The organism is Micromonospora sp. CMU55-4 (assembly GCF_011602315.1).
In the GTDB taxonomy this organism is placed as follows: domain Bacteria; phylum Actinomycetota; class Actinomycetes; order Mycobacteriales; family Micromonosporaceae; genus Micromonospora; species Micromonospora chalcea.
This window is the reverse complement of sequence record NZ_JAAOLH010000001.1, coordinates 306,159-323,733: the sequence shown is the minus strand read 5'-3', so window position 1 is coordinate 323,733 and position 17,575 is coordinate 306,159. Positions and strand designations below refer to the sequence as shown.

Below are 17,575 nucleotides of genomic sequence, written 5' to 3'. Positions count from 1 at the left end.
CGGCCCCGTCGCCGGGCGGTTGCGAGGGGGTACGCGCCGCCTGTCACGTCGGGCCGGCCGCTGGCGGGGCGAGCGCGTAGCCGCCGTCGCGACGAACCACCATCGTCAGTTCCTCCAGCAGGGACAGCTTGCGCATCGCGGTACGCAGGTCCACGCCGGCCCGGGCGGCGACGCTCTCCAGGTCGAGCGCCCGGCGACGGGGCAACGCCTCCAGCACCTGGGTGGCCTCCTCGTCGAGCCGGTCCCGTGGGCGCTCGGGCGCTCGGGCCGGCGGGGCCAGGTCGTAGCCGATCCGTCCCACCTCCTCCAGCACGTGCGCGAGGCCGGTGACCAGCCGGGCGTCCGGCCGCTCGCGCAGCACCTCGTGCCCGCCGACCGACATCGCGGAGGTGACCGGCCCGGGAACCACCATCGCGTGGCGGCGGAGGCCGAGCGCCCGGTTGAGCGTCTGGGTGGCGCCGCTGCGCGCCGCCGCCTCCACCAGCACCGTGCCGCGTGTCGCCGCCGCTATCACCCGGTTGCGGATGAGGAACCGGGGCCGCAGCGGCTCCGCGCCCGGCATCCACTCGCTCACCAGCAGGCCGGTCTCGGCGATCCGGTCGAACAACGCGGCGTTGCCCATCGGGTACGGGCGGTCCACCCCGCACGCCAGCACGGCGACGGTGCGCCCGCCCGCTGTCAACGCGCCGCGATGGGCGGCGGAGTCGATGCCGAACGCCCCGCCCGACACCACAGTCCACTCCCGGTCGGCCAGGCCGTAGCCCAGCTCGGTGGCGATGTGTGAGCCGTAGGGGGTGGCCGCCCGGGCGCCGACCACCGCCACCGAGTGCGCCAGCGTCTCGCCGAGCGGCCACGCCCCGCGTACCCAGAAGCAGAGCGGCGGGTCGGTCTCCACATCGACCCGGCGGGTGGCGCCGGGCAGCGCCAGCCGCCGCAGGTCACGGACCTGGGCCGGCCACTCGTCGTCGTCCGGGGTGACCAGCCGGGCGCCCAGCCGCTCGCCACGGGCCAGCGCCTCGGCCGCGACCGCCCGGGCGTCACCGGCAGCGGCCCGCGCCGCCACGGCCGAGCGCAGGGTCCGCTCCGGCGCGCCACCGGACAGCAGCAGGTCCAGCGCGGCGACCGGGCCGATCCGCTGCACCAGGGCGTACACGGATCGGGTGCCGGGCTCGGCGAGCCAGGTGAGCGCGACCCGCGCCAGCTTGGTTTCTTCGGTGCTCACGCGGCCTCTCCCGTCCGCAGTTGGATGGCCTCCGCGACGTCGTCGTGGCCGGGGCGGTCCCGCCCGTCCAGGTCCGCGATGGTCCAGGCGAGCCGCAGTACGCGGTCGTAGCCGCGCGCGGACAGCGAACCGGTGTCGAGCCGGTGCCGCAGGTCCGCGGTGACCCGGGCCGGCAGGTGCCACGGCGGGCGGCGCAGGTACGGGCCGGGGACGTCGGCGTTGACCCGGTGCCCGGTGGCCGCCCAGCGGTCGGCGGCGGCTCGTCGTGCGGCGGCGACCCGGGCGGCGACGGTGGCCGAGGACTCGTGCGCGGCATCGGTACGCAACAGTTCCGCCGCGCGTACCGCCTGCAGCCGGACCTGCACGTCCACCCGGTCGAGCAGCGGCCCCGACAACCGGCCCAGGTAGCGCCGCCGGGCCAGCGGTGTGCACTCGCAGTCGACGTCGCCGGACGGCTTCGCGCACGGGCAGGGGTTGGCGGCCAGCACCAGTTGCGTGCGGGCCGGGTACTCGGTCGCGCCGCGCGTGCGCGCCACACGTACCCGGCCGCTCTCCAGCGGCTGCCGCAACGCCTCCAGCGCGCCCTTGCCGAACTCGGGCGCCTCGTCGAGGAACAGCACCCCGCGGTGGGCCAGCGACACCGCGCCGGGACGGGCCAGCCCGGAGCCGCCACCGACGAGGGCGGGCACCGTGGCGGTGTGGTGCGGCGCCTGGAACGGGGGACGGCGCAGCAGCCCGCCGCCGGGCGGCAGCAGGCCGGCGATCGAGTGCAGCGCGGTCACCTCCAGGGCGGCCTCGTCGTCCAGCTCGGGCAGCACCGAAGGCAGCCGCTCGGCGAGCATGGTCTTCCCGGCGCCGGGCGGGCCGAGCAGCGCGAGGTGGTGACCGCCGGCGGCGGCGATCTCCAGCGCGCGCCGCCCGAGCGGCTGGCCGGCCACGTCGGCGAGATCCGGTCCGGGTGGGGTCCCGGCCGGGGCCGGAGCGGGCGGGGCGAGCAGTGGCGCGCCGGTGCGGACGTGTGCGACGAGCCGGTGCAGCGTGTCGACGGCGTGCACCCGTACGCCGGGGATGACCGCCGCCTCGGCGGCGTTGCCGGCGGGTACGACGACCCGGGTGTGCCCGGCGCGGGCTGCGGCGGCGACCATGGGCAGCGTGCCGCGTACCGGGCGCACCGCGCCGTCGAGGCCGAGTTCGCCGAGCACGACAGTGGCGTCCAGGGCGACGGGCGGCAGCTCACCCGAGCCGGCGAGCACGGCGACCGCGATGGCCAGGTCGAACGCCGAGCCGTACTTGGGCAGGGTGGCGGGCAGCAGGTTGAGGGTGATCCGCCGGTTCGGCCACTTCTGGCCGGAGTTGACGATCGCGGCACGGACCCGGTCGCGCGCCTCGTGCAGCGCGGTGTCGGGCAGACCGGAGATGATCACGGCGGGCAGGCCGGGGGCGAGGTCGGCCTCGACCTCGACGAGGTGCCCGGCGACTCCGGCCAGGCCCACGCTCAGCACTTTCGCGTACCCCATGTCAGAACGCGCCGCGCAGGTGCTCGACCCGGGCGGGGCCGGTGAGCGGGAGCCGGACGGACAGCACGTCGAAGCGGACCTCGTCGGCGGTGGTGCCGGTCTCGGCGAGCCACCGGGCGGCCAGGCCGCGCAGCCGGCGGGCCTTGGCCGGGACGACGGCCTCGGCGGGGGAGCCGAACTGCTCGGTGCGGCGGGTCTTGACCTCGCAGATGGCCAGGACCGGGCCCTCCCAGGCGATGATGTCGATCTCGCCCTCGGGGCAGCGCCAGTTGCGGGCGACCGGGCGCAGGCCCGTCTCGATCAGGTGCCGCAGCGCGCACCGCTCGCCGTACGCGCCGACGGCTCGGTTCCGGTTCGTCATGCCGGCCAGGATGCGCCGGGGCGGCCCGGGGCGGCGGGACGGATGCGGCTGCCCTGTGGACAAGCTGACGGTTGTGGACGGAGCCACGATCACCGGATCGATGTGGTAAGGCTGCCGGCCGTACATGCGAGACGCCAGTGGCGGACGGTGACGGCGGTGACGACCTCGGGAGCATGTGGGCGGTTTGCGCTAACCAGTTGTGACGTCTCTTTACAGGGCGTGTAGCTGATCTTTACTGTCGCATCGCTGAGGAGCAATGAACGGGGGCTGTAATGAACTTGAGCTTGATCTATAGAACGACCGTCGCGCTGAGCCACTCTCGCCGACCAGTCGTCGATCAACTCGCCCGCTGACGAGCCGCTCGCGCTGACACATCCCGACGTCGGGCGCCGGAGCGACCGCCGTCCGCTACAGGTTCTTGATTTCCACGCCTTGAGTCCCGTGCCCCGCACGGCCCTCTGACGTGCCAAAACGCAATGAGGAGTGTCTAGGTGAGAGCACCTGGATCGGTTTTCGCGTGGCGTCGTCGCGGTTTCGCCGCCGCAGTCGTCACGCTGGCCCTGATCGCGGTCGGCAGCCCGACCCTGCTGCCGTCGCCAGCGGTGGCCGAACCGCCGGCGTCCCCGGACGCACCCGTGCTGGGCGAGGTCGACGCGCTGGCGCAGGCCAGGAAGCTCAAGATGCAGGTCGAGGTCACCAGCCTCAAGAGCGAGAACTCACGTGTGCTCGCCACGCCCCAGGGCAACCTGGTGCTGGAGTCATACGTGGAGCCGCAGTGGACGAAGACTCGCAACAACAACTCGTGGCAACGGATCGATACCCGGCTCGAACGGCGAGCCGACGGTTCGCTGGGGCCCGTGGCGACGCTGGCCGACGTGACGTTCAGCCAGGGCGGAAGCGCACCGGCAATTCGGCTGCCGGTGGCCGACGGGCAGGTGTCGTTGTCCTGGCCGGGGGAGCTCCCGGCCCCCTCGCTCGACGGCGACACCGCCGTCTACGCCTCGGTGCTGCCGGACGTGGACCTGCGGCTGCGGGCCTTGCGCGACGGGTTCACCTGGGCGCTCGTGGTGAAGTCCGCGCAGGCCGCGGCGAACCCGATGTTGAACGAGTTGCGCTTCTCGCTGCGGACGACGGGGTCGCTGACCAAGCGGTCCAAGGCCGGCGGCGGATTCGAGGTGGTCGACCCGACCGGTAGCCCGATGCTGTCCGCGGGCGGTGCGCTGATGTGGGATTCGGCCGGGGTGGCGCCGAAGGCGCGTGCGGGGACGAGCCGGGCGGCAGCCGACTTCGCCGCCTGGGACCGGCGCGAGTCGTTGCGGGTCGCGCCGGACCACGCGCGCAAGGCGGAAATTCCGACCCGGGTGCAGGGCGACGACCTGGTCATCGTGCCGGACCAGGCGCTGCTGCGGGGCAAGAACACGGTCTACCCAGTGGTCATCGATCCGTGGAGCACAATCGAGAAGACCCGGTGGGGTTACTCGAGCACCAACAACGCGACCCGCAACGACGGTGTGGCCCGCGTCGGCCGGGACCCCGAGGGGTCCGGCACCTACCGGTCGTACTTCTCGTTCAAGCTCACGTCGCTGTCCGGCAAGACCATCCGCAGCGCCAAGTTCCTGACGGAGATGACGCACTCGTGGGACTGCGGCAACACCCCAGTGAACCTCTGGCGGACGGCCGACATGGCGACCACGGGCAAGCAGACCTGGTCCGGGCCGAGCTTCTCCAAGTGGTTGGAGAAGCGGTCCGGGCACGCGCACAAGCCATCCACCGGTGAGGGCTGCCCCGACGACCCCCAGCCGGACCAGCCGATGGAGTTCGCCAGCCCGAACGTCACCGCCGACATCAGCGCCAACCGGGGCCAGGAGATCTACACGCTGGCGCTGTCGACCCGCGAGTCCGACGGCACATCGGAGTCGACGAGCAACTGGTGGAAGAAGTTCGACCCTGTGCAGACCAAGCTGACGGTGGAGTACAACACCAACCCCAACACCCCGACGGCTGCACAACTGTCGACCCACGCCGGCTACACCGCTCCGGGGCAGGCGTGTGTGACCGGTACGTCACGGCCGGCAGTGCGCTCGGACTTCCCGTGGCTGAAGGCGACGGTCAGTGACCCGGACGGCAGCGGTGGTGGCAGCCTCTCCGGCGTCTTCACCCTCCAGAAGCTGGTGGGTGGCACCTGGACGAACGTGTCCGGCTGGCCCAAGACCGATTCCGGGGTCGCGCCCGGAGCCAAGGCCGAGTTGCAGCTGTCCGCGAAGACGGTCAACGGCGAGATCTACCGGTGGCAGGTGCAGACCAAGGACACCCTCGGCGGTTCCTCCACGGCGTCCCCGTGGTGCGAGTTCTCCGTCGACTACTCCGCACCCGAGGCGACCCCCGGGGTTGTCGCCGCCGACGGCCTCTACCTGGAGTCGCCGCCCCGGGGCACGAACCAGGACCTGCGGGGATCGGTCGGTTACACCGGGCGCTTCACCTTCTCGGCCAACGGCGCCGCCGACGTATACGACTACGTCTACCAGATGAACGGTGGTCCGGAGATGGTCGTCCGTGCCAGCAGTCTCGGCGGCACCGCCACCACGGTGGCGACGCCCACGCTGCGGCATGAGAACGTGCTGACCGTCCGCAGCCGCGACCAGGCCGGGAACTCGTCCGCCCCCTACGACTACGCCTTCCTGGCAGGCGACCCGTCCGGTCCGGTCGCGCACTGGGCGATGGATGAGGGAACCGGTCTGATCCTGAACAACAAGGTCGAGGGCGCTCCGGTGGCGACCATGAGCCCGTCCCCGGCCTGGGCGGACTCGCGTGTGCTGGGTACGAGCCGGCGAAGCGGCAAGGACTGGGCGGTCAAGTTCGACGGCGACGATCAGGCCGCGACCACAGGCCCGGTCATCGACACCACCCGCAGCTTCTCCTTCGCTGCCTGGGTCCGCGCCGATGTGGTCGGTGGGGTGGTCATGGCGCAGGTCGGCACGAACAAGAGCCCGTTCGAACTCCAGTACCATCCGGCGAAGCAGCGATGGTGCTGGGTCAGCTACGCATCGGACACGGTGAACGCTCTGGCGACCCCGTCACCCGCGTGCGGTACCGAGCCGGTGCAACCGGGCGTGTGGGTACACCTCGCCGGTGTCTACGATGCCGGCTCGACCAACCAGCTCTCGTTGTACGTGAACGGGGTCCGCAAGGGCGTGGGCATGGCCAACGCCTCCGTGTGGTCCGCGTCCGGGCCGCTGATGATCGGTGCTGCGCGCAACGGGGCACCGACCGGTTGGATCAACGGCGCCATCAGCGAGGCCCGGGTCTGGGACCGGGTCATCGACCCGGAGACGGACCTGTCCGAGATCGTGGCCCCTGTGCGGGTCGGCCAGTGGGACATGGACAGTGACGACCAGGACGAGCCGAGGGAATCGGGAGACTCCTCCGACTACCGGACGCCACTGACTCTCGGTCCGGCACCGGCCGCGAACTGGACCACGGAGGGCTTCAACGGATCGACTGCCCTGCGCTTCGACGGAATCTCGGGTGCCGCACAGACCAGCGGTCCGGTGCTGCGCACCGACCAGTCGTACACCGTCTCGGCGTGGGTGCGGTTCGCAGGCGGCGCGGGCGCCCGCACGGTGATCGCCCAGGACGGTGTGAACATCTCCAGTTCGTTCCTGAGCTGTCGTACCGACGCGAACGGGTCGAAGTGGTCGATCATGCTCCGCTCCGGCGACTTGACCTCCGCGCCTGGGTTCTACGTGACCGGCAGCACCTGCCTCGTCAACCAGTGGACGCACCTCACGGCCGTGCAGGATGCCACGAGCCGGACGATGAGCCTCTACGTGGACGGCAATTTGTTCAGTCAGCTCACCCCCACCTTCAACCCGTGGCACGGAACAGGCGGGCTGGCGGTCGGCCGAGGCAGGTGGGGGGCGCCCACCGACTACTTCAACGGTGACATCGACCGTGTCCAGGTATGGCAGGGCGCGCTGAGCGCCGCAGAGGTCCAGGCGGCGTTCGCCGCAACCGACTGACCCGGGTCTCCGGTCCCGTCCGCAACGCAGGTGCGGCAACCTCTCGTTCTTGAAGGGCAGAAATGAGAATCGATCGATCCGGCCGGCCGCAACCAGGCGGTGGGGGGATGCGGGTCAGCGTCGCGGTGCGACGGGGCGCCCGTCGTACCCTCGTCGCGGGGTTGGCCACGGTCCTCGCCGCCACGCTCGGTGGCCAGTTGCCGGCCCGCGCGGAGCGGCCGGAGCAGGCCTACCACCTAGACCCGCAGCGGTACTCCTCCGCCCCGCTGCACAAGGCCGCGTCCAGCAAGCGGATTCCCGACAAGGACGCCGCGGCGGCCAAGGTGCGGCGCCCCGCACCGGTCTGGCCAACGGCGGGCTCCGCCGAGGTGTCACTGGCGGCGACCGCCGGCGCAGCGGCAACACCGAGCCGGGCCGGGTCGCTGCCGGTCACGGTCCGGCCGGCTACCGCGTCCTCGGCCAACCGAAGCGCGGTGGCCGCGCCCGCCAAGGTCCGGGTCGAGGTCCTGCCGAAGGCCCAGGCCGAAGCGGCCGGCATCAACGGCCTACTGGTACGCCTCGGACGCACTGACGGGGTGCGGGCGGCCGGCCCGGTCGAGGTGGGTATCGACTACGCCGCCTTCGCGACCGCGTACGGCGGTGACTGGGCGTCGAGACTGCGGCTGGCGCAGCTGCCCGACTGTGCCCTGAGCACCCCCGCCGCAGCGGACTGCCGCAGCACGCCGTTGAACTCGCGTAACGACGTGCGGACCCGGACGGTCACCACGACCGTGTCGGTGCCCGAGGCCCAGGCCGCCGCGGTCTTCGCCCTGACCGCCGGCCCGTCCGGTGGAGCCGGCGACTTCGCCGCTTCCAGCCTCGCCTCCACGTCGTCGTGGAGCCACAGCGGTGCCACCGGCAGCTTCCAGTGGTCGTACCCGATGCGTGTCCCGCCGGGCCCCGGCGGACCGGAACCGACCCTCGGCCTCGGCTACTCGTCGCAGTCGGTGGACGGTCGGCACGCGGCGACCAACAACCAGCCGAGCCTGTTCGGGGAGGGCTTCGAGTTCTCCCCCGGCTTCGTCGAGCGGCGCTACAAGGCGTGCGCCGACGACATGGGTGGCAACGCGAACAACACGGTCAAGACCGGTGACCTGTGCTGGGGCCCGGAGAACGCCGTCATGTCGCTCAACGGCAGCACCGTCGAACTGCTCAAGGGCAGCGACGGCACCTGGCACCCCCGCAGCGAGAACGGAACCAAGGTCGAGCTGCTCACCGCGTCGGCGTACGCCAACGGCGACAACGACAACGAATACTGGAAGGTCACCGGCACCGACGGCACCCAGTACTGGTTCGGACGTCACCGGCTTCCCGGCTGGGCCACCGGCCGTCCGACGACCAACTCCGTGCTGACCGTCCCGGTGTACGGCAACAACCCGGGCGAACCCTGCAACGCCGGCACCTTCGCCGCCTCCGACTGCAACGGGAAGCCGCAGGCCTGGCGGTGGAATCTCGACTACGTCCAGGACATCCACGGCAACACCATGTCCTACTGGTGGGCCAAGGAGACCAACTACTACGCCAAGAACCTGACGGGCACGACGCCCGTCGTCTACGACCGGGCCGGCTACCTGACCCGCATCGATTACGGCAGCGACAACCGGGACGATAACGAGTACGCCGCCACGTCGCCGTACATCGAGAACGTGCCGGGACGTATCGAGTTCACGAACGTGGACCGGTGTCTGCAGAACTGCACCACGAAGAATGCGACGAACTGGCCGGACACTCCCTGGGACCAGAGTTGCACCGCCTCGACCAACCCGTGCACCAACGGCTCTCCCACGTTCTGGTCCGCAAAGCGCACCACGGAGATCACCACCAAGGCGTGGAAGGCGTCCGCCTCGGCCTACCAGAAGGCGGACTCGTGGACCTTCCGCCACGCGTTCCTCGACCCCGGTGACGGCACGAGGGCCGGTCTCTGGCTCGAAGGCATCACCCACAAGGGTCTCAACGGTGGCACGATCACGACGCCGGAGGTGACCTTCTCCGGCATCCAGATGCCGAACCGGGTGGACGCCGGCGGCAGCGACTGGGCCCTGGCGATGAACTGGCACCGGGTCAACCTGATCACCCTGGAGACCGGCGGGCAGATCTTCGTCACCTACAAGCAGCCGCAATGCGTCCGCGGCAGCGTGATGCCCTCGAAGGACGCGCTGGACAAGAACAAACTGCTCTGTTATCCGGTCGAGTGGGCACCCAACGGCAGGGACAAGGTCACCGACTTCTTCCACAAGTACGTCGTGGAGGAGGTCCAGCAGATCGACCCCACCGGAGGGTCGAGGCCGCTGCGCACCGCGTACGAGTACCTCAACACCAACAACGAGGCGTTGTGGCACCACGACGACGACACCGGCATCACTCCGAACGACCGCCGTACCTGGTCGCAGTGGCGTGGCTTCCCCCGCGTGGTGACCTACGTCGGTGAGGGCCCCGCGCGGACCAAGACCGAAACCCTCTACTACCGAGGGATGTACGGCGACAAGCTCGCCAACGGCAGCACCCGCACGACGCAAGTCCAGGGTCTGGAAGGCGGGGCGGTAAACGACTACGACCACTTCAGCGGCTCGCCCCGCGAGACGATCACCTGGCTGGACGGAAACGTCCTGTCCGCGACCGTATACACGATGTGGCGCTCCGAGGCGACGGCCACCCGGGCGGGAAGCCCAGTCGCCGAATCCCGGTACACCCGGGTACGCACGGTGAGTTCCCGCACCGCCACGGACTCCGGTTGGCGGCGCAGCACGTCGACCACCGACTTCGACGCCTACGGCATGCCGACCACCCAGGAGGACAGCCCCGACGGCGGCGCCACCGGGGACAAGCGGTGCAGCAAGACCGAGTACATCCGCAACGCCAACCGGTGGTTGCTCACGCCGGTCAAGCGAATCCACGGCTGGGTCGGGGCGTGCTCCACCACGCCCACCGACACCAACCAGATCCTCGGTGACGTCCGGTTCAGCTACGACGGGCAGGCGTACGGCACGGCGCCGGACAAGGGGCTGCTCACCGCGAGCGAGAAGATCGTCGACTTTGCCGGCGGCAACCGCACCTACCAGCAGGTGGGGACAGCCAAGTACGACCTTCGGGGCCGCACGACCGAGGTCACCGACATCGCCGGGAAGAAGACGACGACCGCGTACGTCCCGGCCACCGGTGGGCCGGTCACCCAGCGGACGACCACCAACCCGTTGCAGTGGACCACGACGGTGGACCTCGACCCGGCCACCGGCCTCGCGCTCAAGAGCACCGACGTCAACAACTACGTCACCGAGTACACCTACGATGCCCTGGGCCGCGCCCTCCAGGTGTGGTTGCCCAACCGGCAGCGGGCGAACAACCCCACCACGCCGTCGACCAGCTATGCCTACACGCTGTCGAAGACGGCGCCGTCGTACGTGGTGACCACCGCGGTGAACGCTCTCGGTGGTAGCGACACCTCGTACATGATCTTCGACGCGCTGGGCCGCCAGCGGCAGACGCAGGAACCGGCCCATCGCAGCGGCCGGATCATGACCGAGACGTTCTACGACGCGGCCGGTCGCATCTACAAGTCCAACTCGGCCTACTACGACTCCGGCGCGATCGACACCTCGACCATCAGATCGCGGCTCGACCAGGACGTGCCGAGCCAGACCCAGGCGATCTACGACAACGCCGGCCGACAGACTCACTCCCTGCTTCTCGGCTCGGTCGCGAGCGTCCAGGTCGAGAAGGCCAGAACCTCGACCACGTATCACGGTGACCACGTCACCGTGGAGCCTCCGGTCGGGCAGGCCGCCACCACGGTATGGACCGACCCGTACGGCCGGACGGAGAAGCTCTGGCAGTACCACGGGCGGACCGCCACCGGGACCTACGACGAGACCATGTACACCTACCACCCGGTGGGGCAGTTGGCCACCGTCAAGGACCCGTCCGGCAACACCTGGTCCTACGCCTACGACATCCAGGGCCGGTTGATCTCGTCGAGCGACCCGGACGCCGGCACGTCCACCAGGAAGTACAACACCCTCGGGGAGTTGGAGAGGACTACCGACTCCCGCCCCGACACGCCTGACCTCTGGTACGCCTACGACGAGGTCGGACGGCTACGCACCACCCACGAGGGCAGCCTGACGGGGCAGAAGCGCACGGAGTTGACCTACGACTCGCCGGTCAAGGGCATCGCCACGTCGTCGTCGCGGTGGATCGGGTCCGAGGAGTACCGCTCCGAGGTCGTGACTGTCGACAAGATGTACAACACGACGCAGACCAAGCTCACCCTCCCGGCGTCGCAGGCCGGCTTCTGCGGTATCGGCAAGGTCACCTGTAGCTTCACGTCCAAGGCGACCTTCCTGGGCGATGGCTCACCCAACACGCTCACCATTCCGGCCGCGGGTGGCCTCGACCAGGAGGTGCTGAACTACAAGTACGACACCACGTACGCGATGCTGGACCGGTTGGCGACCGACTACATCGACGCCACCTACTACGTGGTCGACGCCGGCTACAGCGACCTGCACGAACTGAACACCATCACCCGCGCCACCGCGCTGACGGGTGCGAAGTCGGTCCAGAGCAAGAACTCGTACGACGAGACCACGGGCCGGGTCAGCAGCAGTTCGGTGACCCGCTCAGTCGCCCCCTCGTATGTGCTGAACACGTTCTACGACTACGACGCCAGCGGCAACATCACCAAGATCGATGACAACACGGGTGCCCGCCCCCGCGACACCCAGTGCTTCACCTACGACCACCAGCGCCGGCTCACCGAGGCGTGGACTCCGGCTTCCTTCGACTGCACGGCGAAACCGCAGACCGAGACACAACTGGGCGGCCCGGCACCGTACTGGCAGCAGTGGTCGTTCGGCGCGCCGAACGACCCGGAGGGCCGCATCGGCAACCGTCGCACCCAGATCGAGCGCGGGACCCCGACGGGGACGGTGACGACGTCCTACTCCTACCCGACGGCGGGCACGCCGCAGTCGCACCGGCTCAACGGGTGGAGCCGGACCGACAACACCGGCACCACCACCGGCTCGTACACCTACGACGAGGCCGGCAACACGAAGAGCCGGCCCGGCAAGTCCGGGCAGCAAGCCCTCACCTGGGACGTCGAGGGGCACCTGGCCTCGGTGACCGACAGCACCGGCACCAGCTCCTACATCTACGACGCGGGCGGCAACCGGCTCATCGCCACCGATCCCACCGGAAGCACCCTGTTCCTCGGGGATCAGGAAATCCGCAAGAACGGCACCACGGGGCAGGTGACGGCCACCCGCTACTACTCGTTCGGCGGGGAGGTGGTCGCGCAGCGCACCGTCACCGGCATCACCTGGCTGGCCAGTGACCACCAGGGGACCTCGCAGGTCAGCGTCGCCAACGACACGAACCAGACCATCACCCAGCGCCGTCAGACGCCGTACGGGTCGCCCCGGGGTGCGGCGGTTACCTGGCCCAACCAACAGGGGTTCCTCGGTGGTTATCAGGATCCCACCGGCCTGACCCATCTCGGAGCCCGTGAATACGACCCGACCATCGGCCGGTTCATCTCGGTCGACCCGATCAACGACCCGGGCAACCCACAGCAGCTGTCCGCCTACGCCTACGCGTCGAACAACCCGGTTACGTTCAGCGACCCGAGCGGTCTGATCATCCCCGAGTACCTCAACCCGACGGCCAACAACATTGTTGTTTGCAGCGGCCTCGGGGGCTATGCGTGCCAGAACTACGCGGAGGGCAAGACCGGCCAGGGCCATGGTCCCAGTCGCAACGACGGCAGTGGGGGGCCGACGAAGAAGACCGGCCGACAGAAGACGCACGAGTCCCTTGAGGCGTGTGGCCTTTTCCTCATCGGTCTGGGCGCGGGATGTGACGGCGTCAACGCGGTCATTTACGCCACCGAAGGAAACTGGCGGGAGGCCGCGCTGTCCGGCGTCTCGGTCGTGCCCGGACTCGACTGGGCCTGCAAGCTCGGCAGGTGGTGCAAGAAGGTCATCGACTGGGGAGCCGACAAGGCCGGCGCAGTCGTGGCGCGCATCAGGTGGGGCAAGCCCCCGTCGATCAACCCGGCGGCCGAGGCCAAAGAGATGGCCTTGCTGAAGAAGGAGATCCGGGAGACTCCGCGGCCACCGGCACCGAAGACGCCCGAACCTCCGAAAAAGGAGCCCGTCGCGCCGGCCAAGGGCAAGACCGGCGGAAACAACGGCGGAGGCGCACCCAGCTCCAAGGGCGGCTGCCCGACACACAGTTTCTCGCCGGACACCCCGGTCCTCATGGCCGACGGGACGACGCAGCCGATCGCCGAGGTGCGTGAGGGCGACCAGGTCCTCGCCCACGACCCCGAGCGCGGGGCCACCAGTGCCCAGACGGTGGAAAAGCTGCACATCAACCGGGACGACGCCCTGACCGACCTGGTCGTCCGCGACGGCAAGGGCGCTGTGTCGACGATCGACACCACGCAGCACCACCCGTTCTGGAGCGTCACCCGCGAGCAGTGGGTCGGCGCGGGTGAGCTTAAGGCCGCCGAAGGGCTGCTCGCGGCGGACGGGTCGACGGTGAACGTCGTCAAGGTCCGCAACTTCAGCGGCAGCGAGGTGATGCGCGACCTGACGGTCTCCGTCGTCCACACGTACTATGTGGTGGCCGGCAACACTCCGGTACTCGTGCACAACTGCGGATCTGAGGCTAGAGCCGCAGCGCGATCAGCGCCCGAAGACGCCACGATGACTGCCGCAGCCCGGTTTCGAGGGACCGACATGGTTTCGATCGGCCACTCTGGCCATTCGTCCCGTCCAGCCTATTTCGAGCCCGAGATCGATTCCGCTCTTGCGGATGGCGGGCAGATTGCGGGCCGAGGGGCCGACAACTGCGCGGAGATTCGGGCTTGCAACGCTCTTATCGCAGAGCACGGAGCGGCGTTCGAGGCTCGAGCCGGACGCTCGCTACGTTTGAGTGACATCGAGTTCTTGACTGTTCGCAATGCAACTGGTGTCTCGGAGGCGGCATGCCTATCCTGTCAAAGCGTCCTCGTGCGGCGTGGAGCGACTGACCTGTCAAGGTGAACTATGCATGAAGCAGAACTGTTCGGGTTCCTCGGCTCGTCCAATTCGAGGGCGGCTGGCGGGTTGCCTGAAATAGAAGTTGTCGCGGCGAATCTGAAGCGGGCAGGATTTGAGTGTCACGAGGAGGGTCACGCATTCTTGGGTCAATACATCGGCCTGACGGTTGAGCATCCTCCAACCCTCCTCATCGCTGGGGAAAGGATTGCCAGCTGGACTCGGTTTGAACCGTCGGCCGTATGTACAGTGCGGGACGCGAGGATATCCCGGCGCTGTGCGACAGTGGCTGGCGTCGCTCTCATGCCAGTTGGAGTCGACAGCTTTCATTTGACCATATATTCAGGGAGTGATGGCAGGTTTTACGCGGGATTCGATTCCTCGGTCTACCGATATGGGAATAGTCGGAACGACATGTTCTCGATGATGAAGAATGGAGTCCGCCCATCCTTCTTGGGCGACTGGGCGGCTCAGTGAGCCTGTGGCGGCGGGGCTTATTGAGCTTTCCCGCTCAGGATGCCCGGAGTGGTTGGATGCGTCCAAGCCGCCACCGCCACAACTCACAGCTATGCTATTGCTGCGCAACGTGAGTGGGCGTGGAGACGAATGCCTCCGGTTGTGGAGTGGGCTGCCCCAGTTAGCTACTCCGCGGGCAGGAGGCGTTCGGCTTCCCATGCCAACGCTGCCCTGAGTGCCGGCGCGTCTTCGGTTGTGTCTCATCGGGGTGAGGGTGACATGCTGAGTAGTGCCCTGGCTTCCGCTGGCTGCCACGAAGAGGTGGGTCGCTGAGGGGGCGGCGTTACGGGGGCATGTCCGTCGTGGCCGAAGATTTGCCCCGTTCGGCCCTACGTGGCCTCTTGGTGCACCCGTTGGTCGGCGGCCTGCGGATCGGTCAAGTGGTGCACCTCAGCGGGGCGGGTTCGACGGTAGCGAGTGCCAGCAGGCGTCGAGCCTCACTAGGCGACCGTCGCGCCCAACTCACGAGATGCGACGATCCGATGACGCGAGATAGTCCGTGCGAGCTGGGACGATGTCCCACCAGACCCGAATGGCGCGGCTGGAGCCGGTCGCATACCGTGCCGGTCGTGGACGGACGACGGAGCTATCCCGAGGATGAGCAGGGGTCGCGATGGGGCGACCGCGGATACGAGTCGGACTGGCGCGCCGCGGGTGAGCCCCGCTACCGCGACGACGACTACCGCACGCCGGAGCAGCGGGCCGGTGAGAGCCGGTACGCCGAGCCGGGCCGGTACTCCGCCGCCGACCCGCTGGTGGACGACACGAGCAGTTGGCGGTCGCAGCGGCCGGACGACCCGGAGGTCTCCGGTGAGCTGCCCGGGTCACGTGCCGGGCGGCGGGCGGCCCGCGAGTCCGCGGACGATTCGCTCGCCGCGGTGTCCCGCAGCGGTGTGGACGCGCTCGGCACCGCCGCACACGGCAACCCGCTGAGCGCGGTGCCGGCGAGCCCGCTCGGCACCCCGGCCTCCGACGGCGCGTCCCGTACCGGCGGCGACCCGTACGGCCTGGCCGCTCACAACGCCGATCCCCGCGGTGGCGGTAACGCGCTGGCCCTCGGCGGCGCTGCCGGCCAGGCCGGTCCGGGGCCGCTCGGCGGCTACCCGATCGTGGACACCGGCCGGTCGGCCGAGCCGCCGGTGACCGGTGGGACGGACCCGTCGGCCGCGGCGCGGCTCAACCCCGGCGAGGCGACTCCGCTGCGGATCGGTGAGCGCCCGGCCGGTCCGGCCGAGCCGGCGGCGACCCCGAATCCGCTGGAGATGCCGACCGGCCCGATGCCGGCACTCATGCCACGACCGGACGGTCCGCCGCCCGGTGACGGCGTCTACCGGACCCGGCGTCCGGCGCTCGCGGTGCTGCTGGCGGTGATGGTGCTGGTGCTGGAGGTGCCGGCGGTACGGGTGTTGCTGCACGGCCTGTTCGGCGACCCGGTGTCGACGTCGCACGTGGTGGTGGGCATGTTCCTGACCGTCGGGCTGCCGATCTTCGGAACCGGCCTGTACGGGCTGCGTACCGGCGGGCTGGCGCTCGCCGACGGCAGCCGGGGCTGGCTGCGCCCGCCGACGGCGTACCTGACGGTCGGGCTGGTCCTCTTCCTCGCCGCAGCCCTCGCGGCGGGCTGAGCGGGTGGACGACCGCTGAACCAGTACGCCGAAGTGGCGGTGTCACAGGCAGGTTGACACCGCCACTTCGCCGTACCGGAGTCGATCAAGGTTTGAGCAAGGCCGCCTCCCGCACCCGAGGGCCGTGCGGCGGACAGGGCGCGTACACTGGTCGACTGGCGACCGCCTCGTGCGGTCGACCTCGCGTGCCCTCTCCACGGTCTCCTCCGTGGGGCGACGGCCTCCCTGGTCCCGGTTCTTCACCCGGGCCCACCCCGGCCGCCGACCGGGCGCCAGGCGTCCGGCCGCCGGCCGGACGGACAACCAGGGACACAGTAGGAGTAACCCACCATGGCCGTCGTGACCATGCGTCAGCTGCTGGAAAGCGGTGTGCACTTCGGGCACCAGACCCGGCGCTGGAACCCGAAGATGAAGCGCTTCATCTTCACCGAGCGCAACGGTATCTACATCATCGACCTGCGCCAGACGCTCGACTACATCGAGAAGGCGTACGAGTTCGTCCGCACCACCGTCGCCGGTGGCGGCAGCATCCTGTTCGTCGGCACCAAGAAGCAGGCCCAGGAGGCCATCGCCGAGCAGGCGACCCGGGTCGGCCAGCCGTACGTCAACCACCGCTGGCTCGGTGGCATGCTGACCAACTTCCAGACCGTGTACAAGCGGCTGCAGCGGATGAAGGAGCTGGAGGCCCTGGGTGACCTGAGCGGCACCGCCGCCGGTTACACCAAGAAGGAGACGCTCCAGCTCTCCCGCGAGAAGATCAAGCTCACCAAGACCCTCGGTGGTCTGCGGGACATGCAGAAGCTCCCGGCCGCGGTCTGGATCGTCGACACCAAGAAGGAGCACATCGCCGTCGACGAGGCCCGCAAGCTGGGCATCCCGGTGATCGCGGTGCTCGACACCAACTGCGACCCGGACGAGGTCGACTTCCCGATCCCGGGCAACGACGACGCCATCCGCTCGGCCGAGCTGCTGACCAAGGTCGTCGCCGCCGCCGTCGCCGACGGTCTGATCGCCCGCTCCGGCCGTAACCGGGGCGCGGACGAGAAGCCCGAGGCCGGCCAGGTCGCCGCCGACGAGCCGCTGGCCGAGTGGGAGCGTGAGCTGCTCGAGGAGCCGAAGAAGGCCGACGAGCAGCCCGCCGCCGCCGCTGCCGAGCAGCCGGCGACCGCCGCCGCCGAGTGATCTCGCCGTCGCGTGCCCACCGTCGGCGATTCCCGGCGGTGGGGCGCGACGGGT

The 17,575-nt window shown here is 69.8% G+C and carries 8 protein-coding genes; 5 read left to right on the top strand and 3 right to left on the bottom strand.

Features of this window, described 5'->3' with window-relative positions; genetic code table 11:
• Positions 1-43: 43 nt before the first annotated feature.
• Genes HA073_RS01435 through HA073_RS01425 form a run of 3 tightly spaced genes read right to left on the bottom strand, consistent with a single transcriptional unit; the run spans position 44 to position 3,100 of the window.
• A complete protein-coding gene (locus HA073_RS01435; protein ID WP_104113927.1) occupies positions 44-1,222 on the bottom strand; it encodes a DNA-processing protein DprA in 1,179 nt (392 codons plus the stop codon).
• A complete protein-coding gene (locus HA073_RS01430; protein ID WP_166455530.1) occupies positions 1,219-2,739 on the bottom strand; it encodes a YifB family Mg chelatase-like AAA ATPase in 1,521 nt (506 codons plus the stop codon). The genes HA073_RS01435 and HA073_RS01430 overlap by 4 nt, the downstream gene beginning before the upstream one ends.
• A gap of 1 nt (position 2,740) precedes the next feature.
• Positions 2,741-3,100 (bottom strand): YraN family protein, encoded by a 360-nt coding sequence (locus tag HA073_RS01425; protein WP_064447257.1) that lies wholly within the window; start codon positions 3,098-3,100, stop codon positions 2,741-2,743.
• A gap of 491 nt (positions 3,101-3,591) precedes the next feature.
• Between HA073_RS01425 and HA073_RS31070 the strand changes: the two genes are divergently transcribed.
• The 5 genes from HA073_RS31070 to rpsB all read left to right on the top strand — a co-directional run bounded on the left by HA073_RS31070 (position 3,592) and on the right by rpsB (position 17,521).
• Positions 3,592-7,119, top strand: coding sequence for a LamG domain-containing protein (locus HA073_RS31070; RefSeq protein WP_166455529.1), 3,528 nt, complete (start codon positions 3,592-3,594; stop codon positions 7,117-7,119).
• Positions 7,120-7,226: 107 nt separating this feature from the next.
• Positions 7,227-14,204: an RHS repeat-associated core domain-containing protein gene (locus HA073_RS01415; protein ID WP_205795757.1), complete on the top strand. Its 6,978-nt coding sequence runs from the start codon at positions 7,227-7,229 to the stop codon at positions 14,202-14,204.
• A 3-nt stretch (positions 14,205-14,207) separates the two neighbouring features.
• Complete coding sequence (locus HA073_RS31230) at positions 14,208-14,675, top strand: SUKH-3 domain-containing protein (protein WP_084789514.1); 468 nt, start codon at positions 14,208-14,210, stop codon at positions 14,673-14,675.
• Between the two features lie 599 nt (positions 14,676-15,274).
• Positions 15,275-16,339: a hypothetical protein gene (locus HA073_RS01405; protein WP_166455527.1), complete on the top strand. Its 1,065-nt coding sequence runs from the start codon at positions 15,275-15,277 to the stop codon at positions 16,337-16,339.
• A gap of 330 nt (positions 16,340-16,669) precedes the next feature.
• Positions 16,670-17,521 (top strand): 30S ribosomal protein S2, encoded by an 852-nt coding sequence (rpsB, locus tag HA073_RS01400; RefSeq protein WP_043325892.1) that lies wholly within the window; start codon positions 16,670-16,672, stop codon positions 17,519-17,521.
• Positions 17,522-17,575 lie beyond the last annotated feature (54 nt).